Annotated in this window: 23 protein-coding genes; 12 read left to right on the top strand and 11 right to left on the bottom strand. The window is 44.1% G+C overall.

All coding sequences use genetic code 11. The features are described from left to right. Positions 1 to 21 precede the first annotated feature (21 nt). Positions 22 to 300 (top strand): SelT/SelW/SelH family protein, encoded by a 279-nt coding sequence (locus tag MSG33_RS17790; protein ID WP_005382088.1) that lies wholly within the window; start codon positions 22 to 24, stop codon positions 298 to 300. 39 nt (positions 301 to 339) lie between these two features. Here the strand turns inward: MSG33_RS17790 and yfcE are convergent, their stop codons facing one another. The 6 genes from yfcE to MSG33_RS17760 all read right to left on the bottom strand — a co-directional run bounded on the left by yfcE (position 340) and on the right by MSG33_RS17760 (position 3,575). After that, the gene (gene yfcE / locus MSG33_RS17785) at positions 340 to 885 is read right to left on the bottom strand and encodes a phosphodiesterase (protein ID WP_248381604.1); all 546 of its coding nucleotides are present in this window, start codon (positions 883 to 885) and stop codon (positions 340 to 342) included. A 64-nt stretch (positions 886 to 949) separates the two neighbouring features. After that, the gene (locus MSG33_RS17780) at positions 950 to 1,159 is read right to left on the bottom strand and encodes a hypothetical protein (RefSeq protein ID WP_005393073.1); all 210 of its coding nucleotides are present in this window, start codon (positions 1,157 to 1,159) and stop codon (positions 950 to 952) included. Between the two features lie 149 nt (positions 1,160 to 1,308). Next, positions 1,309 to 1,716, bottom strand: a complete 408-nt coding sequence (locus MSG33_RS17775; RefSeq protein WP_005393075.1) for a CBS domain-containing protein — start codon at positions 1,714 to 1,716, stop codon at positions 1,309 to 1,311. After that, on the bottom strand, positions 1,713 to 2,063 hold the full coding sequence (locus MSG33_RS17770; protein ID WP_005393077.1) for a P-II family nitrogen regulator: 351 nt from the start codon (positions 2,061 to 2,063) through the stop codon (positions 1,713 to 1,715). The genes MSG33_RS17775 and MSG33_RS17770 overlap by 4 nt, the downstream gene beginning before the upstream one ends. Continuing rightward, complete coding sequence (locus MSG33_RS17765) at positions 2,053 to 2,844, bottom strand: DUF1538 domain-containing protein (RefSeq protein WP_046874269.1); 792 nt, start codon at positions 2,842 to 2,844, stop codon at positions 2,053 to 2,055. The genes MSG33_RS17770 and MSG33_RS17765 overlap by 11 nt, the downstream gene beginning before the upstream one ends. Further along, positions 2,841 to 3,575 (bottom strand): DUF1538 domain-containing protein, encoded by a 735-nt coding sequence (locus MSG33_RS17760; RefSeq protein WP_046874270.1) that lies wholly within the window; start codon positions 3,573 to 3,575, stop codon positions 2,841 to 2,843. The genes MSG33_RS17765 and MSG33_RS17760 overlap by 4 nt, the downstream gene beginning before the upstream one ends. Positions 3,576 to 3,827: 252 nt before the next feature. Here MSG33_RS17760 and MSG33_RS17755 point away from each other — a divergent pair, with 252 nt between their 5' ends. From MSG33_RS17755 to MSG33_RS17730, 6 genes are all read left to right on the top strand, one after another. After that, on the top strand, positions 3,828 to 4,742 hold the full coding sequence (locus tag MSG33_RS17755; RefSeq protein WP_074191007.1) for a TIGR01777 family oxidoreductase: 915 nt from the start codon (positions 3,828 to 3,830) through the stop codon (positions 4,740 to 4,742). Between the two features lie 40 nt (positions 4,743 to 4,782). Then, a complete protein-coding gene (locus MSG33_RS17750) occupies positions 4,783 to 5,610 on the top strand; it encodes an SDR family oxidoreductase (RefSeq protein ID WP_047009542.1) in 828 nt (275 codons plus the stop codon). 479 nt (positions 5,611 to 6,089) lie between these two features. Further along, positions 6,090 to 6,944, top strand: coding sequence for a co-chaperone YbbN (locus MSG33_RS17745; RefSeq protein ID WP_006742720.1), 855 nt, complete (start codon positions 6,090 to 6,092; stop codon positions 6,942 to 6,944). Positions 6,945 to 7,099: 155 nt separating this feature from the next. Beyond that, a complete protein-coding gene (locus tag MSG33_RS17740) occupies positions 7,100 to 8,017 on the top strand; it encodes an SPFH domain-containing protein (RefSeq protein ID WP_005393087.1) in 918 nt (305 codons plus the stop codon). 3 nt (positions 8,018 to 8,020) lie between these two features. Further along, positions 8,021 to 8,482 carry an NfeD family protein gene (locus tag MSG33_RS17735; RefSeq protein WP_005393089.1) on the top strand — a complete coding sequence of 154 codons (462 nt, stop codon included), beginning with the start codon at positions 8,021 to 8,023 and terminating at the stop codon, positions 8,480 to 8,482. 324 nt (positions 8,483 to 8,806) lie between these two features. Further along, positions 8,807 to 8,986, top strand: a complete 180-nt coding sequence (locus tag MSG33_RS17730; RefSeq protein WP_074191004.1) for a hypothetical protein — start codon at positions 8,807 to 8,809, stop codon at positions 8,984 to 8,986. A gap of 337 nt (positions 8,987 to 9,323) precedes the next feature. Here the strand turns inward: MSG33_RS17730 and MSG33_RS17725 are convergent, their stop codons facing one another. From MSG33_RS17725 to zipA, 3 genes are all read right to left on the bottom strand, one after another. Continuing rightward, positions 9,324 to 10,733 (bottom strand): hypothetical protein, encoded by a 1,410-nt coding sequence (locus MSG33_RS17725; RefSeq protein ID WP_006742721.1) that lies wholly within the window; start codon positions 10,731 to 10,733, stop codon positions 9,324 to 9,326. 510 nt (positions 10,734 to 11,243) lie between these two features. Continuing rightward, the gene (gene ligA, locus MSG33_RS17720; protein ID WP_248381602.1) at positions 11,244 to 13,256 is read right to left on the bottom strand and encodes an NAD-dependent DNA ligase LigA; all 2,013 of its coding nucleotides are present in this window, start codon (positions 13,254 to 13,256) and stop codon (positions 11,244 to 11,246) included. Between the two features lie 90 nt (positions 13,257 to 13,346). Further along, entirely contained in the window at positions 13,347 to 14,303 is a 957-nt protein-coding gene (gene zipA / locus MSG33_RS17715; RefSeq protein WP_237308545.1) for a cell division protein ZipA, read from the bottom strand. 251 nt (positions 14,304 to 14,554) lie between these two features. Between zipA and cysZ the strand changes: the two genes are divergently transcribed. From cysZ to crr, 5 genes are all read left to right on the top strand, one after another. After that, entirely contained in the window at positions 14,555 to 15,298 is a 744-nt protein-coding gene (gene cysZ / locus MSG33_RS17710) for a sulfate transporter CysZ (RefSeq protein WP_031780324.1), read from the top strand. A gap of 164 nt (positions 15,299 to 15,462) precedes the next feature. Then, positions 15,463 to 16,431 (top strand): cysteine synthase A, encoded by a 969-nt coding sequence (gene cysK / locus MSG33_RS17705; RefSeq protein WP_005382045.1) that lies wholly within the window; start codon positions 15,463 to 15,465, stop codon positions 16,429 to 16,431. Between the two features lie 300 nt (positions 16,432 to 16,731). After that, complete coding sequence (locus MSG33_RS17700; protein WP_005382043.1) at positions 16,732 to 16,989, top strand: HPr family phosphocarrier protein; 258 nt, start codon at positions 16,732 to 16,734, stop codon at positions 16,987 to 16,989. A gap of 140 nt (positions 16,990 to 17,129) precedes the next feature. Continuing rightward, the gene (gene ptsI, locus MSG33_RS17695; RefSeq protein WP_005393100.1) at positions 17,130 to 18,854 is read left to right on the top strand and encodes a phosphoenolpyruvate-protein phosphotransferase PtsI; all 1,725 of its coding nucleotides are present in this window, start codon (positions 17,130 to 17,132) and stop codon (positions 18,852 to 18,854) included. 121 nt (positions 18,855 to 18,975) lie between these two features. Beyond that, a complete protein-coding gene (crr, locus tag MSG33_RS17690) occupies positions 18,976 to 19,485 on the top strand; it encodes a PTS glucose transporter subunit IIA (RefSeq protein ID WP_005382041.1) in 510 nt (169 codons plus the stop codon). A 79-nt stretch (positions 19,486 to 19,564) separates the two neighbouring features. Here the strand turns inward: crr and MSG33_RS17685 are convergent, their stop codons facing one another. Together MSG33_RS17685 and MSG33_RS17680 are read right to left on the bottom strand one after the other, a co-directional pair. Next, positions 19,565 to 20,689, bottom strand: a complete 1,125-nt coding sequence (locus MSG33_RS17685; RefSeq protein WP_176320259.1) for a flagellin — start codon at positions 20,687 to 20,689, stop codon at positions 19,565 to 19,567. Between the two features lie 116 nt (positions 20,690 to 20,805). Next, positions 20,806 to 21,939 carry a flagellin gene (locus MSG33_RS17680; RefSeq protein WP_005393103.1) on the bottom strand — a complete coding sequence of 378 codons (1,134 nt, stop codon included), beginning with the start codon at positions 21,937 to 21,939 and terminating at the stop codon, positions 20,806 to 20,808. Positions 21,940 to 22,275: the final 336 nt, after the last annotated feature.

Raw genomic sequence — 22,275 nt, 5'->3', positions numbered from 1 at the left:
ACCGATTAAAAGGAAAGTTTCATGGATAAAGCAATCATTGATATTTATTACTGCCGCCAATGCAACTGGATGTTGCGTTCAACTTGGCTATCGCAAGAACTACTGCATACTTTTAGCGAAGAAATAGAAACGATCAGCTTACACCCAGATACGGGTGGTCGCTTCGAAATTTTCTGCAATGGCCAGCAAATTTGGGAACGGAAAAAAGACAGCGGCTTTCCTGAAGCAAAGGTGCTAAAACAGCGCGTAAGAGACATTATCGACCCAGAACGAGATCTAGGCCATTCAGACACAAAATAGGGAGCAATTCGCTCCCTATTTTTTTACTTAGTAAAACCGTTAAATCATGGTTTGTGCTAATACTTCGCCTTCTGGCGTTTTTACCGTTAGCGTATTGTCTTCTAAAGTACCAAAGCTTCTTGGTAAACCACTACGTGGAAATGTCATCGAGCCTGGGTTAAAAATAATGGCTCCATCCTGCATCTCTGCGACAGGAACATGCGTATGACCGTGGGCGATGATATCACCTTCACGCAGTGGCGGCCGTTTTTCAGAGTTGTACAAGTGACCATGAGTCAAAAAGATTCTCTTGCCAGATTCAAGTAGCACCCACGAGTAATCCATCATCATTGGAAACTTCAATAGCATTTGGTCTACTTCACTATCGCAGTTACCACGCACAGAAATAATTTGATCACTGTATTGGTTCAGTAGCTCCGCCACCTGCGGTGGGTTGTAACCTTCTGGAATCGGGTTTCTTGGCCCGTGGTTTAGCGTATCCCCCAACAAAATCAGGTGCTCCGCACCAGAGGCTAAAAATAGCTCAATAGTTTCTTTAGTTGCTGGCAAAGAGCCATGCAGATCTGAGGCAAAAAATAGTTTCACGACATCGTCTCCTCACAAAGTACGAGGTCATTCTACGGCATTTTTATGACAGCTCAACCAACGACTACTGATAACGCAATGATTCAATGACCATAGGCAAAATATAGAACCATGCGGCATACGCAGTTCCAACCAACACCAGTATCCAAAACACCATCGACATAAATTTTGACTTAGCTAGGTGGTGCAGCGGGTCTGGCTCTCCGCATCCTGGACATGCGTGAGCGCGCTTTGAGATTTGTTTCTCACACACAGGGCAAGAGACTAAAGGCATGATACAAATTCCTCGACAATAGACTTAGGGCGCAAAGAATAATGGTGAATTAACACATATGCAACCTAACATATATTAAATATTTTAGTTCTTTGTAACAGTCGCTGACTTGAGAAAAAATGCGTTGATTTTTCATTTATATCAACCTATTACACTTCTTCTCGCACCATGCCATTGATGACAATATTGTTATAACTCACCATGCCAATGACCTCCCCATCTTCAATGACCGGAGCTCGGCTAATGCCAAATCGTTCAAATAGGCGCGCACAATATTTCACATTCATATCAGGGTCGACACACAAAGCGGGCTTGGTCATGATCTCATAAATATTCGTGCGCTGTGGAGAGCGATTATTCGCCAGCACCTTTTTGGCAATATCATTCATCAAGACGATGCCATATTCATCGTTGTCATCTCGCTTTTTCACCACCAGCGCTTTGACTTGGTATTTTTTAGCCAACGTTATGCCTTCATAAACTGTCATTAGCCCATCAACCATGACATAAGTAGCCGCCATTACATCTCGAACTCTAATTATCGTTTGACTGCTCATAACTCATCCTCGACCACTTTGGTCAACGTCTCTACTTGATGCGCGACACCGACTGCATCCTCAATATCGATCTGAATAGCAATGCCCTGCCCCGACTCTCGGTCGAACTCACCAACTTCATTGATGGTTTCTAATATGTGTCGAGAAAGGTGCTCCTCAACGACAAACAGCAGCACATCTTTTTGTACTTCCAGCGTTAAGCCAAAAAACGTTCGCTTTTGATTTAAACCTTGTCCACGAGCGTTATTAATCACCGTCGCACCAGTCGCGCCAGCTTCGCGAGCAGCGTCCAGTACCTTGTCTGTTTTGCTGTCTTCAACAAACGCAAGTATCAATTTAAAGCGCATTTTCTTCGTCCTCCGAGACATCTTTATTCAGCCATTGGGTTATTTGCGCATAGCCCATCACAGAGATCATAGGAAACAGACTGGCAAAGGCGATCAAGCCAAAGCCATCAATCATTGGGTTTCTTCCTGGGACGGTAGAAGCAAGCCCCAGCCCTAGTGCGGTTACAAGCGGAACAGTGACAGTAGAAGTCGTGACGCCTCCAGAATCGTAGGCGAGTGGAACAATAAGCTTTGGCGCATAAAACGTTTGAATCACAACCACGATGTAACCCGCAATGATGTAATAGTGAATAGGGTCACCGACAACAATCCGATAGCTCCCTAGCGCGATGCCAATGGCCACCCCAAATGCAACGGCCACGCGTAAACCGTTAATACTGATACTGCCACCAGAAACTTGGTTTGCTTTTATCGCTACAGCGATTAGAGAAGGCTCAGCAATCGTGGTACTAAAACCGATAAAAAAGGCGAAGGTATACACCCAATAGTAGTCGACCCACACTAAGGCTTTTCCCACAGAAACTTTAAACTCTTGTAAAAATTCCGGCGCCGTCAGTTGCACGGCCATGGTCTCTCCGAGCGGAAACAGAGCCATTTCTAATCCGAGCAAAAAAAGAGCGAGCCCAAGAATCACATAAACAAACCCAAGCAAAACCTTCTTAAGGTTGTTAACTGGACGCCTTAACACCGCTAACTGAAAACCAAAAATAATGCTGGCGATGGGAATGACATCTCGAACGGTCGATAATAAAGTGTCTAGGAAATGTTCAATTGAAATCATGTTACGACCATTCCGTAAACCATCACAAACATCATCGGTAGCAGCGAGGCAAAAGCGATCAAACCAAAACCATCCACCATGGGGTTGCGCCCTTTAATCGCCGATGCTAAACCAACCCCTAGTGCAGTGACCAAAGGCACGGTGATAGTCGACGTCGTCACACCTCCAGAATCATAAGCAACGCCAATAATGGCTTCCGGTGCAAACCACGTCAGGACTACAACGCCGACGTAGCCGCCGATGATCATGTAATGAATTGGCCACCCTTTTAAGATGCGCAGAACGCCAATAACGATGGCGATCCCCACAGAAAGAGCCACCGTTACTCGTAGCCCTTGTCCATAATCCTGCATGGATTGCTCTGAGTTTGTGATCATCCCGCCTTCTGCCGCAACTTCTGATGCTTCTTCTGCTACGGCCGTTAATGCAGGCTCGGCGATCGTGGTGCCAAAGCCTAGACAAAACGCAAAAACTAACAACCAGAATACGCTGCCTTTTTTTGCAAAGGCTTGAGCCATACTCTCTCCGATAGGAAAAAGACCAAGCTCTAGACCAAAAATAAAAAACGTTAACCCTAAAACCACAAGCAATAAGCCAAAAAGAATGGAGATGAGATTAGGAAGTGGCTCTTGCAAAACAACTAATTGAAAAAAAGTGATAACAACAACGATGGGTAGCAGATCGCGAGCACTATTAAGGAGCGCTCGAAAAAGAGCAACAAATGCTTCCATACCTATCCTCCTTGATGGTGCAAACTGATTACGCTTGTTCCGGTAGCGATGTTTTTAGTCTGGCATAGATTTAGTTCTCCTACCGTGAACGAATTAGCGCCATGCATAACATTTAGTTACATTTTTTCAATATGTGAAGTCAGTAGCCTCTCTACAGGCTTGCCACTATCCTAGAAATAATAGTCTTGAGATGATCAAGCTCAGCACAAAACGACTATAATGTTCTAATACGTGTACATTCAAAGAGATAACATGAAGATATTACTCACAGGTGGCACTGGGTTTATTGGTTCGGAGTTGCTCAAGCTGCTATCCACTCACCAAGTTATGCTACTTACGCGCTCTCCAGAGCATGCAAAACAATGCCTCCAGCACGCTGATTTGGGTAATATCGAATACCTTGACTCGCTTGAGTCATTCGCCGATCTCAATCACATTGATGCCATAATTAATCTTGCGGGTGAGCCTATCGCAGATAAAAGATGGACCAGCGAGCAGAAAGAAAAAATCTGCAAAAGTCGCTGGAAAATTACCGAACAAATCGTTGAGCTGATCCACGCCAGCACAGAACCTCCCGCTGTTTTTATTAGTGGCTCGGCCGTTGGTTACTATGGCGATCAACAAGACCACCCGTTTGATGAGTGCCTGCATGTTAACAGTGAAGACTTTCCTCACGAGGTTTGTGCAAAGTGGGAGCAAATAGCCAAACGCGCAGAGTCTGAACAAACACGTGTTTGTCTATTGCGAACTGGCGTAGTACTCGGCCTTAATGGCGGGGCTTTGGCGAAAATGCTCTTACCTTACAAACTTGGCGTAGGCGGCCCGCTCGGGAACGGTAACCAGTACATGCCTTGGATTCACATTCTGGATATGGTCCGCGCCATCATGTACTTGCTTGAAACACCACATGCCCACGGTGCGTTCAATATGTGCGCACCTCACCCTGTGACTAACCGTATCTTTAGCGGCACGTTGGCAAAAACGCTCAAACGACCACATATCTTGTTCACGCCTAAATGGGCAATGGAACTCCTAATGGGTGAATCTTCCTGTTTATTGTTCGATAGCATGAGAGCCAAACCCAAAAAGCTCACCGAACTTGGCTTCAAATTTAGCTACTCCAGAATAGAGCCAGCACTCAAGCACTTGCTTCATGACCGGAGCTGATGAATGATCACCTCATTCAATGTTGCTTGAGGCTTAATTTATGAAAAAGTCGATTCTTATTACGGGTTGCTCAACCGGTATCGGTTACGTGTGCGCTCACGCCCTGCAAAACGAGGGATTTCATGTCATAGCATCTTGTAGGAAAGAGCAAGATGTCCAACGTCTAATTAATGAAGGGCTAACCTGCATCAAGCTAGACCTAAACAGCCCTGAAAGTATTTCTTCGGGCGTAAAGCAAGCATTAGAGCTAGCAGAAGGTAAGCTTTATGCCGTGTTCAATAATGGTGCCTATGGCCAGCCCGGTGCATTGGAAGACTTACCCACCGAGGCTCTTCAAGCTCAATTTCAGACCAACTTTTTTGGTTGGCACCAGTTAGTCAGAGAAGTGCTTCCTCACATGCGCATACAAGGCGAAGGACGGATAATACAAAACAGTTCTGTTCTTGGCTTTGCTGCAATGAAATACCGCGGCGCCTACAATGCGTCAAAGTTTGCCCTAGAAGGCTGGACTGACACACTACGGCTAGAGCTTGCGGATACGAATATCAAAGTGGCATTGATAGAGCCTGGGCCTATCGAAACTCAATTTAGAAACAATGCATTAAAAGCCTTCGAGAAGTGGATTGATATTGAATCCAGCCCTCACCGCCTCGCCTATGAAGGACAAAGAGAGCGACTCAACAAAGACAAATCTAATAATCGATTTGTTTTACCTGCAGAGTCCTGCGTCGCACCTGTTCTTCATGCATTAACTAGCGCTTCACCTAAAATTCGCTATCGAATTACTACGCCGACTAAATTATTCGCAATCTTGAAAAGGTTATTACCAACCCGTGTGCTTGATAAAATTTTGCGACAAGCTGCATAAAAAAGTTTTGTCACAATGTAATTTCATCGTAACAATGTGATGTCATTATGAGCATGTAGGTTAAAAAAACCTCAAGCAAACGAATCAATTTCTACGCAATTCAGTGAGCACTATTCAACCTAAAGTGAATGAGTTGCTTAGATTTGGTATCGCCACCCATTACGTTTTGTAGCAATGTTTTTACTACTGCGAGGCAACAATGACATTAAATCAGCTTAACTGGCTTAGTGTGGGTGTAGTGTTGACCATGTTCATCCTATTTTGATACCGCACTAACAAATAGCATTAGAACTGCGCTGCTTCGGCAGCGTTTTCTTTTTGCCTTACACCTATTCAGCAGTAACACCACTCTCTTACCGCATCCTTTGACAAAATAGAATGATTCATTATTGATGATGATTAGCAACCATCGCTTGAATTTCCCTTAAATCAACTCCATATCTATTATCAACGACAAGACACAAAGCAAGGATACTCTGATGCAATCCCCATTTATCGTTGAGATAACAGAACAGAACTTTCGCGAAACTCTTGAAGGATCAATGAACACGCCCGTTCTGATCCACTTTTGGGCCAATGCTCAACCAGAAAGCGCACAGATACTCCCTGAGTTGCAATCTCTTGCTCAACAGTACAACGGTGCATTTACGCTTGCTTTATTAAATTGTGAAGATCAGCCCGCTTTAGCGTCTCAATTTGGCGTGCAAGTATTGCCAACTATCGCGCTGTTTATAAATGGTCAAGCCGTCGATGGTCTGGGAGGCCCTCAGCCAATTGATGCCATTGCTACCATGCTACAAAAGCATTTGCCAAGCCCAGATGAACAACTATTAAAACAAGTCAGTGAACTTCTTCACCAAGGTGAGCATGCTCAGGCTTTGAGCATCATCCACACTTTGCCGCCAGAACTGCAAGAGCGTGGCGATGTGAAACTCGCGATGGCTGATTGTTTATTAGAAACCAAACAATTTGATGTAGCCCAAGAGCTACTGAACGCTATCCCTCTTGAGTATCAAGATAACTACTACAAGAGTCTAATAGCCAAGCTCGAGCTGCATTTGCAGGCTGCAGATAGCCCTGAGTTACAACGACTAGAACAAGCATACGCAGCAGACATGGCAAACTTCGAACTCGCTTGTGAATTGGCGGTACAGTACAACCAGGTGGGTCGTGATGAAGAAGCGCTGGAACTGCTGTGGAATATTCTTAAAAAAGACTTGGGCGCCCAAGACGGTGAAGTGAAGAAGACTTTTATGGATATTCTCAGCGCGCTAGGTCAAGGCAACGCATTAGCAAGCAAATATCGCCGTCAGCTGTATTCGATTCTGTACTAACTCGCTGAAAAGCGAAACTTCAACTAAAGGCCGGATATTCCGGCCTTTGTTATATAAAAAACCAATAACCTCTTAAGGTTCTCAGAACTTCAATTGTCTATTGTCTATAAATAGGTAAAAATGAATCGGACATTATGCACTTAAGGGAATAACTCATGCCAATTGATTCACTGATTACCATCGGTATTTTCGTCGTTCTTGCTGTAGTTATCTTATCTTCAGCCATTAAGACGGTGCCACAAGGAAATAACTGGACAGTCGAACGCTTCGGACGCTACACCCATACGCTAAAACCCGGCTTAAACTTGATCATCCCATTTGTTGATAAGATAGGGCAAAAAGTCAACATGATGGAGCGCGTTCTTGATATTCCAGCGCAAGAAGTTATTTCAAAAGACAACGCTAACGTGGTTATTGATGCCGTCGGATTTGTTCAAGTCATCGATGCTGCCAAAGCGGCTTATGAAGTCAACGATTTGGAACATGCCATTAGAAATTTAACTCTCACCAATATCCGTACCGTTTTAGGCTCAATGGAGTTGGACGAAATGCTGAGTCAGCGTGACATGATCAACTCCAAGCTGCTGGCAATTGTTGACCAAGCCACCAACCCGTGGGGTGTAAAAGTCACGCGAATTGAAATAAAAGATGTCCAGCCACCATCCGATCTAACAGCGGCGATGAATGCTCAAATGAAAGCCGAGCGAAATAAACGAGCGGAGATTCTCGAAGCAGAAGGGGTACGCCAAGCTGAAATTTTAAAGGCTGAAGGTCATAAGCAATCGGAGATATTAAAAGCTGAGGGCGAAAAGCAGTCTGCTATTCTCCATGCTGAAGCTCGAGAACGCGCCGCGCAGGCAGAAGCAAAAGCGACTTATATGGTTTCTGAAGCGATTGCCAAAGGCGATATGCAAGCCGTCAATTACTTCATTGCTCAGGGCTATACCGAAGCGATCAAAAGTATTGGTCAAGCCGAAAACGGCAAAATCATTATGCTTCCATTAGAAGCGACCGGACTAATGGGCTCGGTTGCAGGGATAGCAGAGATGTTTAAACAACAAGATAAAGAATAACTTATGGACTTTTTCAGTTTGCTGGAAGGCGTCTCTTTCTGGCATTGGCTAGCCTTCGGCTTTGCACTTCTAGCGGTAGAACTACTTGGGACTGCGGGATATTTTCTCTGGCTCGGAGTTTCTGCACTTATCGTTGGAGCACTAATGACCGTTTTGCCAATGAGCTGGCAATTACAATGGCTTTGCTTTGCAAGTTTCAGCTTAATCACCACTTGGTTATGGTGGCGACGACAATGGTCTCAAGACAAGAAAGAAGACCAAGAAAGAGATCTGAACCAAAAGTATAAGCAGTTAATCGGACGCACACTTACCATTGAAGAGGACTTTTCTGTTGGACTCAATCGTATCAAGGTTGCCGATACCACGTGGTCGGCGCAGTCGGATCAAGCACTTCCAGCAGGAACGCGCGTTAAAATAAAAGATATCGATGGTATTATTTTAATCATTGAGCCTGATTCTAAGTAATTTATGCCAAAGTAATGGGGCAAACTATGCTCCATTACTTTAATCTAAACAACCGCTTTCATTTCATTGATTTAATTAAAATCGAACAAAAAATAAGTAGCAGCAATATTATTAATATCCTACCCTATCCTTCCAATAATTTAATTATTCATCATACGATAATCAATAAGATAGAAATATATCGATATAAATTATCTTTATAAATTTATTTTAAAAAATAAAACTTTATTGAATTATTTTTTGATCTTTTTGCCCCCCCATACATACTTAACGCATAAGCATTTAAGTTGAATGCTTTTTATTTGGTAAGTAAGAGGATGTACTATGAAGAAACTTCTCTTTTTAATGTTATGCGGTATCTTTTCTTTTTCTTCCTTTGCCTACACCAACGGAAATGGTGGTACAACTAATTTAGGACCGATAGTCGAATGTAAATTGCCAAGTGGTGATGTCACTAATATTCCAAGTGAAATGTGTCGATTTAGAGGCGGAGAATGGAACTAATATAGAAGTCAGTAGTTAGTTCGATATAAGTAAACTATTGATACCTTACTTTTCAGTAAAGTCATTATTTACCCAAGCAAGTAGATATTCAATGTCTACATAAGGTGATGATTATGAGATTTTTAGCTGGTCTATTGTTAGCATGTTTTGCCCTAGGTCCATTAACTACTCATGCCAATGGTGCTTCAGGTGGACGTACGCTAGCCCCAGAGATAAAGTGTGAGTTACCAAACGGTAACGTGCATATGTTACCGCCGTTATATTGCAAAATATATGATGGTCGAGAAGTAAAATAAAAAAGGAGCCTAGCGGCTCCTTTTCATTATCTCACTAAGTATTAGTGGAAGCTGTAAGGGATAAGAACTTGTAGACGTAGGTCCGTTTCATCCGCATCACCAGCACCAGCGTACTCATCTCGCTCTAGGATTGTACCGTGTAGACGGATCGTAGAACCTTTCAGTGCCCCACTCTGTAGAGAGTAAGATACTGTCGCGTTAACTGCGTATTCACTTTCGTAATCCCAGTCACCTGATGCACCGCTTGCTGCAGAATCAGCACCAGTACCGTAACCAAAGCCTAGGTAGTAGTTCCAGCCGTTACCTTGGTTGTACGATAGACGGTTGTACCACGCTAGCTCACCCGCTTTGTTCCAGTCAGACAGTGCATCCCACCACTGAGACCAAGTACCGTTGTTCATACCGTAAGTATGAATTGTACGTGGAACGAAGTCAGCACGGTTGTCTGTGTCTGTGTAGCGTAGCTCAGACATCCAAGCTAGCTTGCCGAAAGATTGATTCAAAGATAGACCAGTGTGGAAACCTAGACCATCGTATTTCACATCATCGTCAACACCGTAGAAATCAAATGCTAGAGTTGTACGGTCACTCACAGTGTACTTCAAGTAAGCCTTGTAAGAAGTGTTGTCAGTTTCGTTGTGGTAGCTAGTTACTTGACCTGCACCCCAGTCGATACCATTTGCATATTGAACGCCAGTAGCTTGACCCAAACCAAGTTGCATAAACAAGCTGTCAGTTAGGTTACCGTTTAGGCCTAGAGAGTGTAGGTAGCTCCATGAAGTATCAGACCAAAGCGCTGGCGCGTAGTCATCTTCGTGAAGTAGCCAAGGTGCTGTAAATTGGTCTGCACCAAAGTAGCTTAGGTTAAAATCACCTAGTTTAGCGTTCAGTTCGAAACCACGGTAAGTACCAGGTACGAAACTCCAAACGTTACCAATAGTACCGTTACCACCCGCTTGTAGCATACCAAAGCGCGCGTTGAAGCTTTCGTTTGCTTTGAACTTCAGTGCTGCTTTGTAAACTTTAAGCTGTTGACCATCACCTGCACCCCAGTCTAGGTTGTTACAAGTTGAAATTTCGTTACATAGGTAGCCTTCGTTTGAATTGTAAAGGCTATCGTTGTAAAGGTCGCCAGAATAGTAAGCCGCAACATCTGCACCAACCCAACCATCGTGGTAGCCAGAAGTAAAGTCTAAAATTGCGTTGTAAGAAGAGTAGTTTAGACGACTCCAACGGTCACCGTTTTCACCGCCAGGCTTACCTGTTGTACGAGTACGAGAACGAGTATCAACTAGAAATAATGCATTAAGACTAGAGTCTTGCATAAATTCGTTCACTTTCTCTACGTACTCGCCACCTGCTGCACTTTCAGTAGACGCTGTAGCTGGAGCAACAGCAACAACACCAAACATTGCTGCGGTTAACGCTGAAACCTTAAAAAATTTGTCCATGGAAAAACTCCTAAAAATGGATATAGCTGTATTTTTCTATCTCACCTTTAGTTGGCCGCCGAAGGAGAGAAGTAAATTCCTGATCAAACCTCATTATTTCTAATTTGGCTTTTTTTAGTTCCTGCATACACACCGTGTATCCACGTGATTAAGACTAACTTCGCAGCTAAAAACATCCAAACGGAACTTATTTTTTTTCTAAAAAAATATGAGCCAGTCCAAAGTTCCATATAAGTTGTTGATCCAGATCTTACTTTTAACAACACCAACACAAAAAGACAGTTAAACATTAAATATCAATAGTTTAAATCACAACCTAGAATTCCAACTTGAAGTCACTCGCAGACTAAAGAAGTAAAAAACCTTAATAATTCAATGGGAGATCTTGATCACTGAAAAGATAAAAAGCACAAATAACTCAATAAAAAAGCACTTAATTATGGGCGAGAAAAAGCCCGACATGCTTACCATGTCGGGCTTTTAGTTATTTTTTAGCTTTTTTTATGAGACTTAATTCATCAACTCGAGTAAGTCTTGTTCTGTTTTGATCTCGATACCCAGTTCTTGTGCCTTTGCCAACTTCGAACCTGCATTTTCACCAGCAAACAAAATATCCGTTTTCTTAGAAACACTACCTGTCACTTTTGCACCTAGGGATTGGAGGGCTTCTTTAGCCTCTGTGCGACCTAATTGAGAAAGTGTTCCTGTCAATACAACTGTCTTACCTTCTAACGGTAGCTCTCCTACCTGCTCAGTCGTATTAATCTCTGGCCAGTGGATCCCTTGTTCAAGCAAATCTTTAACCACTGCTTGGTTCTGCTCTTCACTGAAGAAAGTCGTAATATGTTGAGCAACCACAGCACCGATGTCTTGCACTTCAATTAACTGCTCTTCGTTAGCATTTTGGATGGCTTCCAACGTTTTAAAGTGCATTGCTAGGTTTGCGGCGGTTGCCTCGCCAACTTCACGAATCCCAAGCGAATACAAAAAGCGAGGTAATGTTGTTTCTTTGGATTTTTCTAACGCATTCACAATATTCTGCGCAGACTTTGGCCCCATGCGATCTAATACCGTTAAAATCCCCGCAGATAACTTAAATAAGTCAGCAGGGTTTTTTACCATCTCACGATCAACAAGTTGCTCGATCACTTTATCGCCTAGACCGTCAACGTCTAACGCTTTACGAGACACAAAGTGTTTTAGCGCTTGTTTACGTTGGGCTTGGCAAACTAAGCCACCCGTGCAACGTGTTACCGCCTCTCCTTCGATCCGCTCAACATGCGAGCCACAAACCGGACACTGAGTTGGAAAAATAATATCTCGCGCTGTTTCTGGTCGACGCTCTTTGATGACAGAAACGACTTGAGGAATAACGTCACCCGCTCGACGAATCACAACGTGATCACCGATCTTAACTTGCAGACGTTCTATCTCATCTGCGTTATGAAGCGTCGCATTACTTACCGTTACCCCGCCAACAAATACAGGCTCTAGTTTAGCAACAGGTGTAATCGCACCAGTACGACCGACTTGGAATTCCACCTCATTCAACGTCGTCATTTCTTCCTGAGCCGGGAATTTGTAGGCAATCGCCCAACGTGGAGCGCGAGCAACAAATCCAAGACGCTCTTGCACGGCAATATCGTCAATTTTAATGACGACACCATCGATCTCATAAGGAAGGGCATCACGACGCTGCAAGATATCTTGGTAGTAAGCTTTTACATCAGCCAAGCTTTCAACTCGCTTGGTCTCCGGGCACATTGGTAATCCCCAAGATTTAATTTGCAAGAAGCGTTCGTAGTGACTTGCCGCCAATTCAGCGCCTTGCACCACGCCCACACTGTATGCATAGAAGCTAAGCGGACGAGAAGCCGTAATGCGTGAATCCAATTGTCGTAAGCTACCAGCCGCAGCGTTACGTGGGTTGACAAAGATTTTTTCGCCTTTCTTCCTTGCTAATTCATTGAGCTTTTCAAACCCAGCTTTCGGCATAAAGACTTCACCACGAACTTCAAGACGATTTGGCCAGTCATTACCTCTGAGTTTTAAAGGAATGGCTTTAATCGTGCGAACATTCTCTGTGATGTTCTCGCCGGTAGTGCCATCACCTCGTGTTGCCGCCTGCACTAACACTCCGTTCTCATACAGTAAACTAACTGCAAGTCCATCCAATTTCGGCTCACAACAGTATTCTTTTACACTCTGACTGCCCACCCGCTCTTGTGCTCGCTTATGGAAACTATCAAGTTCGCTGTCATCAAACGCATTATCAAGCGAAAGCATCGGTACTTCATGTGTCACTTGGCTAAACGCAGAGAGAGGTTGTCCACCGACACGTTGACTTGGTGAATCTACGGTAATTAAATCAGGGTTCTCAGCTTCAATATCCAGGAGCTCTCGCATTAAACGGTCGTACTCGGCATCAGGGATCTCTGGGTTATCTTCCACGTAGTAACGCACAGCGTGGTAATGCAACGACTCTTTTAGTTCTTCTAATCGCTGAAGTACTGATTCAGACATAGTAAAGCCCCATGTATTTTCAATCGGTGAGGTTGGGAAATCCAAGAAAAAGGGCTCCATCCGGAGCCCTATTATTATTTGCTGTTAAGATTATGCGTTAGCGGCATTAAACTCAACTATTTGACGTCGATAAGACGCTAAACGGTCTGGCGTCATTAAATTACGCTGGTCATCAAGAACGTTGCCACCTAAATCATCAGCAATTTGCTGCGCAGTTCGGAGCATTAAGTTGAAGTTCTGTTCAGCCTCGCCATAACAAGGCAATGTCATGAAGAATGAAATCCCCTTCGTTGTAAACTCAGCAGGATCTGCATGCTCAAACGTACCAGGGTGCATCATATTAGCGACGCTAAACAACACTTTGCCGTTACCGGACAAGTCGACATGACGGTGGAAAATATCCATCTCGCCATAAATTAAGCCGTTTTGTTGCATACTCTCAAATAAAGCAGTACCAACAAATGGCTCTTCACCCGCGCAGTGCACATTCAATACAATCACTTGCATTTCAGGTTCTGGCTTTGGCTCTTCCTTAGGCTCTACAACGACAGGGTCGCTAACCGTTTCGACTTGCTGTTCTTTCTCAGTAATATCAAACGCGGCGGGAATAGCTTCTTCTTCCACAGCAGGCTGGAGTGGCTCTTCAACTACTGGTGCTTGAACAACAGGCTCAACGTCCTCTTCTTTATCTTTTTCTGCAACAAATGAAGGGATGTCATCTGGCTCCTGCTGTGTCTGTGTTACTTCAGATGGGCCACCGAATAGCGGGTCAGATTCAAATTTGTTGTCGAAAGAACTCGCCATCCCAAAATCTGGTTCTTTGCGATCTTTACGAATGATCTCAAAGTCATCTTCAGGAGCGGGAGCGAAGTCTCGTTCTTTCTCGACAAGATCATTTTTGTCCCCTTGGTCAACATCCAGCTTACCAAGCGGTTTGTTACCAAACTTTGCTTTGCCTTCTTTTTTACTGCTCCACAAACCATGAAACAGCAATGCCGCGATGGCTAATGCGCCAACAACAATGAGTACGAATCGCAATTCCTGCATTATTTACTCTCAATATACTTGTTTTTACTACTCGCAGTTCCTTGAGCAGCAACCCAAGTGCAATAAATCTGAATGATACGTTTACTTTACCAAAACTATATGTAGATTTAGAACAACTTAATGCAAGAAGTTCCGTTTTTTGTTGTGATTCTTGCCACGATTCCACTTAACAAGACGTCATTTGTCAGGGCATTGAAAGAAAAGCCCTCACAGGTACAATGAGTTTTCATTTACACGAAGCCAAAATAGACATGAAGCAAAACAATCAGCAGAGAACCGGATTCGGTTATTTTCTATACGGGATACAATTGGCACTTGCCCCTAAAATCAGACGCTTTGTCATCTTACCTCTACTTGCAAATATCTTGCTTGTGGGTGGTGCCATCTTCTATCTATTTTCAAACCTTAATATATGGATCGAAGACTGGATTGGGCAGCTGCCTGAGTTTTTATCCTGGTTAACTTACATTCTTTGGCCTTTACTCGCTCTGACGATACTCGCTACCTTCTCCTATTTTTTCAGCACGCTCGCGAACTTTATCGCCGCGCCATTCAATGGCCTCTTAGCTGAAAAAGTGGAAGAGTACTTAACGGGACAAAAAGTAAATGATGATGGTTTCACTGCCGTCCTGAAAGATGTTCCTCGCGTTTTAGCTCGTGAGTGGAGAAAGCTGCTTTACATCTTACCTAAAGCAATAGGCCTATTCCTGTTATTGCTCATCCCTGCCCTTGGACAAACAGTAGGCCCATTTTTATGGTTTATCTTTACCGCCTGGATGCTCGCGATTCAATATTGTGACTACCCGTTTGATAACCATAAAATCCCATTTAACGACATGCGTTACAAATTGAAACAAAAGCAAGGTAAGGCCTATGGCTTTGGGGTATTGGTGTCTGTGTTTACGACGATCCCAATTTTGAACCTCATTGTCATGCCTGTAGCAATATGTGGCGCAACCGCTATGTGGGTGGCGGAGTTTAAGCACCAACGATAGTCGATTAGAGATTAAGGAAAGGGATCTGCGCCAGCTTTTCCCTTTTCTTTTATCGAGTTCTGGGCCAACCTAATAAGATATAACTTTTTAATCCTTTTCCCTTTTTTTCATACCGCATATTCTTCTATCCATATTCACACAACGTGTAATGAAGGAACATCACTATGAGCAAAATCTACGAAGATAACTCTCTTACTATCGGTAATACACCTCTCGTTCGTCTAAACAAAGTAAGCAAAGGCAAAGTTCTCGCGAAAATTGAAGCGCGTAACCCTAGCTTCAGTGTTAAGTGCCGTATCGGTGCAAACATGATTTGGGAAGCAGAGAAAGCGGGGCTTCTTAAGCCAGGTGTAGAGCTTGTAGAACCTACCAGTGGTAACACAGGTGTTGCTCTAGCATTCGTAGCGGCCGCTCGCGGTTACAAGCTAACATTGACCATGCCTGAATCAATGAGCCTAGAACGCCGTAAGCTACTTAAAGCACTGGGCGCTAACCTTGAGCTGACTGAAGCGGCGAAAGGCATGAAAGGGGCGATTGCTAAAGCAGAAGAAATCGTAGCAAGCAACCCTGAGAAATACCTACTTCTTCAACAATTTGACAATCCTGCGAACCCAGAGATCCACGAAAAGACTACGGGCCCTGAGATTTGGGAAGCGACAGACGGTGAAATCGACGTATTCGTTGCTGGTGTCGGTACGGGCGGTACTATCACAGGTACAAGCCGTTACATCAAAGGTGAAAAAGGCAAAGCCATCACTTCTGTCGCAGTTGAGCCAGCAGAGTCTCCAGTTATTGCACAAGCACTTGCTGGCGAAGAAATCCAACCTGCTCCGCACAAAATCCAAGGTATCGGTGCTGGTTTTATCCCAGGTAACCTCGATTTAGACATTATTGACCGTGTTGAGCAAGTCACCTCAGAAGAAGCGATTGAGATGGCTCGTCGCCTAATGGAAGAAGAGGGTATCCTAGCTGGCATCTCATCTGGCGCGGCTGTTGTTGCAGCCAACCGACTTGCAGAACTACCTGAATTTGAAGGAAAAACAATTGTAACCGTTCTACCAAGTTCAGGTGAGCGTTACCTAAGTACAGCACTCTTTGCAGGTATCTTTACCGAAAAAGAGAACCAACAATAATATGTGTTCAAATCAATTTTTAGTTTAAAAAAGCCCCGTTTAGGGGCTTTTTTGTTGATCCCTGCCCTACCTTTGGTAATATCAGGGTGTTTTATTTCTAGCTTCAAAATAAAGAAGCAGAACACAAAAAGGTTTCAAAGTGATTACGCACGCAAACAGTTGCGTAGTTACCAAACTTTTGACTAGTATCAGAACTAACGCGCTTTGAACTCTTCCCGTGCTAGCGCACAAGATGTAAAGCAGTTAAGCTAAAATCTAGTCACAAACTAACAAAAAAATACATTTATTGGGGTATATCACATGTACGAGAAGCAAGTAGAAATCACAGCAGAAAACGGCCTTCACACTCGTCCAGCTGCACAGTTTGTTAAAGAAGCAAAAGCATTCGACGCAGACATCACTGTGACTTCTAACGGTAAAAGCGCTAGCGCTAAGAGCCTATTCAAACTACAAACACTAGGCCTAGTAAAAGGTACTCAAGTAACTATTTCTGCTGAAGGCCCACAAGCTCAGCAAGCAGTTGACCACCTAGTTGCTCTAATGGACCAACTACACTAATCCGGTCTCCTACTCCAGAAGCCATTTTGTGAAAGCAAAATGGCTTCGTTGGAAATAGGCTCAAAACTAAGCTAAAACTATTCGTTAGCGCACCCATTATTCTCCCGTTTTATAAAGTTGACCAAACTTAAGGTAAGGCTATGATTTCAGGCATCCTAGCATCTCCTGGTATTGCAATCGGTAAAGCACTACTACTTCAAGAAGATGAAATTGTCCTAAACACAAACACTATTTCTGACGATCAAGTAGAAGCTGAAGTTCAGCGTTTCTTCGACGCTCGTAACAAATCTGCAGCTCAGCTAGAAACTATCAAGCAAAAAGCGCTTGAAACGTTTGGTGAAGAAAAAGAAGCGATCTTTGAAGGTCACATCATGCTTCTTGAAGACGAAGAGCTAGAAGAAGAGATCCTAGCACTTATCAAAAACGACAAGATGACTGCGGATCACGCTATCCACTCAGTTATCGAAGAGCAAGCATGTGCTCTTGAGTCACTAGATGACGAATACCTAAAAGAACGTGCAACTGACATCCGCGATATCGGTTCTCGTTTTGTGAAAAACGCACTGGGTATCAACATTGTTTCGCTTAGCGACATCAATGAAGAAGTTATCCTAGTTGCTTACGACCTAACGCCATCTGAAACGGCACAAATTAACCTAGACTACGTACTTGGTTTTGCTTGTGATATCGGCGGTCGTACATCTCACACTTCAATCATGGCTCGCTCTCTTGAGCTTCCAGCTATCGTTGGTACTAACGACATCACGAAAAAAGTTAAGAATGGCGATATGCTGATTCTTGACGCGATGAACAACAAGATTGTTGTTAACCCATCAGAAGCTGAACTAGAAGAAGCGAAAGCGGTTAAAGCGGCATTCCTAGCTGAAAAAGAAGAGCTAGCGAAACTGAAAGACCTGCACGCAGAAACGACTGACGGTCACCGTGTAGAAGTTTGCGGTAACATCGGTACAGTGAAAGACTGTGACGGTATCCTCCGTAACGGCGGTGAAGGTGTTGGTCTGTACCGTACTGAATTCCTATTTATGGACCGTACTGCACTTCCAACGGAAGAAGAACAGTACCAAGCGTACAAAGAAGTTGCAGAAGCAATGAACGGTCAAGCTGTGATCATTCGTACTATGGATATCGGCGGCGATAAAGATCTCCCATACATGGATCTTCCAAAAGAGATGAACCCATTCCTAGGCTGGCGTGCTGTACGTATCAGTCTGGATCGTCGTGAAATCCTTCGTGATCAGCTACGTGGCATCCTACGTGCTTCTGCACACGGCAAACTGCGTATCATGTTCCCAATGATCATCTCTGTCGAAGAAATCCGTGAGCTTAAGAAAGCGATCGAAGAGTACAAAGAAGAGCTACGTGCTGAAGGCCACGCGTTCGACGAAAACATCGAAATCGGTGTTATGGTTGAAACTCCTGCTGCTGCTGCGATCGCACACCACTTAGCGAAGGAAGTGTCTTTCTTCTCTATCGGTACAAACGACCTAACTCAGTACACGCTAGCGGTAGACCGTGGTAACGAGATGATCTCTCATCTTTACAACCCACTATCACCAGCAGTACTAACCGTGATCAAGCAAGTTATTGACGCTTCTCACGCAGAAGGTAAATGGACTGGTATGTGTGGTGAACTTGCAGGTGACGAGCGTGCAACGCTTCTACTTCTAGGTATGGGTCTGGACGAGTTCTCAATGAGCGGCATTTCAATCCCTAAAGTGAAGAAAGTAGTTCGTAACTCTAACTTCGCAGAAGTGAAAGCAATGGCTGAAGAAGCCCTTTCTTTACCAACAGCTGCAGAAATCGAAGCAGTGGTAGAAAAGTTTATTGCTGAGAAAGCTCAGTAATCGGTAGTACCAAGTAATTCAATACTTAATGGCCATTAGACGGCGAAAAAAGTCGTCTAATGCGCTATATTGGTATACTATAATTCGACAGAATAAAACCAAACCTTAGGAGCATGACACAATGGGTCTGTTTGACAAACTTAAGAAGCTTGTATCTGATGACAGCGCTGACGCTGGTGCTATCGAAATCATCGCGCCACTTTCTGGTGAGATTGTAAACATCGAAGACGTGCCAGATGTTGTTTTCGCTGAGAAAATCGTTGGTGACGGTATTGCTATCAAGCCAGCAGGCAACAAAATGGTAGCTCCTGTAAACGGTACTATCGGTAAGATCTTCGAAACTAACCACGCATTCTCTATCGAGTCTGACGACGGTGTTGAGCTTTTCGTTCACTTCGGTATCGACACAGTTGAACTAAAAGGCGAAGGCTTCACGCGTATCGCTGAAGAAGGTCAAACTGTTAAAGCTGGCGACACTGTAATTGAATTCGATCTAGCTCTTCTAGAAGAGAAAGCGAAGTCAACGCTAACTCCAGTTGTTATCTCTAACATGGACGAAATCAAAGAGCTGAACAAGCTTTCTGGTTCTGTGACTGTTGGTGAAACTCCAGTTCTACGTGTAACTAAGTAATTTTTACTTAGCCGAACACGAAAAACGCTGCCATTGGCAGCGTTTTTTATTACCTGAAGTTTATGCTTTCTTACCAGATTCAACTGAGTAGACCAAGTGCCGAACTCGGCCTTTGTTTTGCCTGAGCCAATAACGCAGTTGTCGCATCTTGGAGCACTTGAGAACGCACCATTTCCGTAGATTCTCTTGCGAAGTCTGTATCTCTTATTCGACTCTTGGATTCCGTAACACTCCGATTCACGGTATTTAAGTTATCCACCGAACCATTTACACGATTCTGAAAGCTGCCAATTTCACTTCGGTGCGAATCAACGTACTTAATCGCTGCATCAATCACCCCTATTGCAAGCTGCGCCTTACCTGCCGTCGACATATCGATGTCATCCATTGTGACTAATTGACCAGCGCTCACATCAAACTCATCCGCTAAACTCCCATCGAGAACCACGCCCTCTGGCGCCTTGATCGTAGAAGCGAAGAATTGCAGTTCATTGTTTTCCGTTACTGAGGCACTCACTACCGATTGTTGAGCATTGATGTAAGTGGCGACCTGTTCTATGCGATCACCCAATTTGAGCCCAATGGATTCCGTTTGGGTTTGTCCTTTACTGTCTTGGTATTCGACTTTTAGAGTTTGGTTATCTTTAGTGACTCGCCAATCTTTATCGACCGCATCACCAACATAATGCTGCCCTCCCATCTCTGGGATATGGCTACGCATATTACGTAACGTCAAAGAGATTGAATTAGCGTTCGCTCCAATATGGAAACTTTGTGAACCGTAAGATCCATCAAACAGGTTTTTATCCGCAAATGTTGTCGTGATCGCGACACGATCAAGCTCATCCTGCAGCGCTACGACCTCATATTGGATGCTTTGTCGGTCACTGGTATCGTTACTACCATTTGCCGCTTGAAGCCCTAGAGAGCGTAACCGTTGCAAAATATCACTGCTCTCATGTAACGCGCCTTCCGCGGTTTGCGCGACCGAATAAGCATCGTGCGCATTTCTTAAGGCGACATCAAGCCCTCTCGTTTGCACATGGAGAGTATTGGATATCTGTAAACCTGCCGCATCATCACTCGCCGAGTTAATTCGAAAACCAGAAGTGAGGTTCCGTTGTGACTCGACGTTTTGCGCTGCGGCTTGACTCAAGTGTCTCTGCGCCACCATCGCGGCAACATTGGTATTTAAAGAGACCATCTAATCGATATGAGTGCCTTGTCGAACATCCTGTTGGGACGCATCTAAACGTTATAGCCGATAAGCAAAAAAGCCAGGGATAAGCCTGGCTTTTGTATCTTGTCTTATTAAGGTGATTAACCTAGCAGACTTAGCGCTGAGTTTGGCGCTTGTTTCGCTTGCGCAAGGATTGAGCTTGACGCTTGCGATAGAATTTGTGACTTGGTCATTTGAGTCGTTTCTTTCGCGAAGTCAGTATCTTTGATACGGCTCTTCGACGCGTTCACGTTCTCGTTGATGTTATCCAAGTTACTGATTGCATGGTTGAAACGGTTCTGGAATGCACCCAGCTCTGCGCGGTGGCTGTCTACGTATTTCAGTGCCGCATCGATGATAGCCACAGATTCTTGTGCGCCACCGACTGAGGTTACGTCGATAGTATCTACCGTTACTTTTTTACCTTCGCCCAAACCTAGCTCGCCAGATAGGCCTCCTGAAAACTCGACTTCGCCTTCGACTTTGTTGTTGCCAGCAAAGATTTGCAGTTTACCGTCTTGGTCCACTGAGGCTTTCACTAGGTCAGTTTGACCGTTAATGTAAGTCGCAAGCTCTTCGATATCATCACCCGCTTTTGCGCTGATGTTGATTTCTTGCTCTTGGCCATAGCTGTCCGTTAGGTTGATTTTTAGGTCGTTCTTACCTTCAGCAACGTTCCAGTCTTTACCTTTACCACTTTCAGCTTGGTAGCTCACACCGCCCATCATTTTGTTGTCTGAACGCATGTCTTTTAGCTCAAGCATCACGGCTTCACCGTTATCCGCACCGATTTGGAACGATTTCGCACCGTGTGTGCCGTTTAGTAGCTTGTTACCACCGAAAGACGTGGTTTCTGCGATACGGTTTAGTTCGTCGTTTAGCGCGGTCACTTCTTCTTGAATCGCCACACGCTCTGATTTCGAGTTTGAACCGTTTGCTGATTGCAGAGACAAATCACGCATACGTTGAAGAATGTTAGTGGTCTCGTTCATTGCACCTTCAGCGGTTTGTGCAATTGAGATACCGTCGTTCGCGTTGCGAACCGCCACATCCAGGCCACGGCTTTGTACGTTCAAACGGTTCGAAATTTGTAGACCCGCAGCGTCATCTTTTGCGCTGTTGATTTTGAAACCCGAAGACAAACGCTCCATAGAAGTTTGTTGAGCTGAGTTTGCGTTGTTTAGGTAACGCTGAGCGGTCATCGCTGATACGTTAGTGTTTACATTCACTGCCATGGTGATTTCTCCAATTGATTTTCCGGTATAGCGGTTTCCGACGTCTCGGAAAACCAAGTAGTTCTCTCAAAGTTACCCCTATTAACGACACCAAATTCAGAAGCTTTAGAAAAAAATTTAAAAAAATAACATTGCGAGATTTGGCTAAAAAAATTGAAGAAAAGTAAGAAAAAGTGCTCAAGTTTCCACAAATCGAGCCGAGAGGGCCAAATTGTATAGAAAATCAGCAAAAGGAAACAATTGAAGGTAAGTTCGCAGACGATAGACGTGAGAATTAGAAAAGAAAAAGCCCCTTTTCCTTTGAGAGAACTGGGGCTAGGTTGGTCGCCAGAGCCT

The organism is Vibrio sp. 1CM7H, from assembly GCF_023161645.1.
Taxonomy (GTDB): domain Bacteria; phylum Pseudomonadota; class Gammaproteobacteria; order Enterobacterales; family Vibrionaceae; genus Vibrio; species Vibrio diabolicus.
This window is presented reverse-complemented; position numbering and strand designations above follow the sequence as displayed.

What these genes read in the sequence shown, in the direction of transcription:
- MSG33_RS17790 (WP_005382088.1), top strand. Translation starts at nt 22, where the DNA reads ATGGATAAAGCAATCATTGATATTTATTACTGCCGCCAATGCAACTGG.
- MSG33_RS17780 (WP_005393073.1), bottom strand. Translation starts at nt 1,159, where the DNA reads ATGCCTTTAGTCTCTTGCCCTGTGTGTGAGAAACAAATCTCAAAGCGC.
- MSG33_RS17775 (WP_005393075.1), bottom strand. Translation starts at nt 1,716, where the DNA reads ATGAGCAGTCAAACGATAATTAGAGTTCGAGATGTAATGGCGGCTACT.
- MSG33_RS17770 (WP_005393077.1), bottom strand. Translation starts at nt 2,063, where the DNA reads ATGCGCTTTAAATTGATACTTGCGTTTGTTGAAGACAGCAAAACAGAC.
- MSG33_RS17765 (WP_046874269.1), bottom strand. Translation starts at nt 2,844, where the DNA reads ATGATTTCAATTGAACATTTCCTAGACACTTTATTATCGACCGTTCGA.
- MSG33_RS17760 (WP_046874270.1), bottom strand. Translation starts at nt 3,575, where the DNA reads ATGGAAGCATTTGTTGCTCTTTTTCGAGCGCTCCTTAATAGTGCTCGC.
- MSG33_RS17755 (WP_074191007.1), top strand. Translation starts at nt 3,828, where the DNA reads ATGAAGATATTACTCACAGGTGGCACTGGGTTTATTGGTTCGGAGTTG.
- MSG33_RS17750 (WP_047009542.1), top strand. Translation starts at nt 4,783, where the DNA reads ATGAAAAAGTCGATTCTTATTACGGGTTGCTCAACCGGTATCGGTTAC.
- MSG33_RS17745 (WP_006742720.1), top strand. Translation starts at nt 6,090, where the DNA reads ATGCAATCCCCATTTATCGTTGAGATAACAGAACAGAACTTTCGCGAA.
- MSG33_RS17740 (WP_005393087.1), top strand. Translation starts at nt 7,100, where the DNA reads ATGCCAATTGATTCACTGATTACCATCGGTATTTTCGTCGTTCTTGCT.
- MSG33_RS17735 (WP_005393089.1), top strand. Translation starts at nt 8,021, where the DNA reads ATGGACTTTTTCAGTTTGCTGGAAGGCGTCTCTTTCTGGCATTGGCTA.
- MSG33_RS17730 (WP_074191004.1), top strand. Translation starts at nt 8,807, where the DNA reads ATGAAGAAACTTCTCTTTTTAATGTTATGCGGTATCTTTTCTTTTTCT.
- MSG33_RS17725 (WP_006742721.1), bottom strand. Translation starts at nt 10,733, where the DNA reads ATGGACAAATTTTTTAAGGTTTCAGCGTTAACCGCAGCAATGTTTGGT.
- ligA (WP_248381602.1), bottom strand. Translation starts at nt 13,256, where the DNA reads ATGTCTGAATCAGTACTTCAGCGATTAGAAGAACTAAAAGAGTCGTTG.
- zipA (WP_237308545.1), bottom strand. Translation starts at nt 14,303, where the DNA reads ATGCAGGAATTGCGATTCGTACTCATTGTTGTTGGCGCATTAGCCATC.
- cysZ (WP_031780324.1), top strand. Translation starts at nt 14,555, where the DNA reads ATGAAGCAAAACAATCAGCAGAGAACCGGATTCGGTTATTTTCTATAC.
- cysK (WP_005382045.1), top strand. Translation starts at nt 15,463, where the DNA reads ATGAGCAAAATCTACGAAGATAACTCTCTTACTATCGGTAATACACCT.
- MSG33_RS17700 (WP_005382043.1), top strand. Translation starts at nt 16,732, where the DNA reads ATGTACGAGAAGCAAGTAGAAATCACAGCAGAAAACGGCCTTCACACT.
- ptsI (WP_005393100.1), top strand. Translation starts at nt 17,130, where the DNA reads ATGATTTCAGGCATCCTAGCATCTCCTGGTATTGCAATCGGTAAAGCA.
- crr (WP_005382041.1), top strand. Translation starts at nt 18,976, where the DNA reads ATGGGTCTGTTTGACAAACTTAAGAAGCTTGTATCTGATGACAGCGCT.
- MSG33_RS17685 (WP_176320259.1), bottom strand. Translation starts at nt 20,689, where the DNA reads ATGGTCTCTTTAAATACCAATGTTGCCGCGATGGTGGCGCAGAGACAC.
- MSG33_RS17680 (WP_005393103.1), bottom strand. Translation starts at nt 21,939, where the DNA reads ATGGCAGTGAATGTAAACACTAACGTATCAGCGATGACCGCTCAGCGT.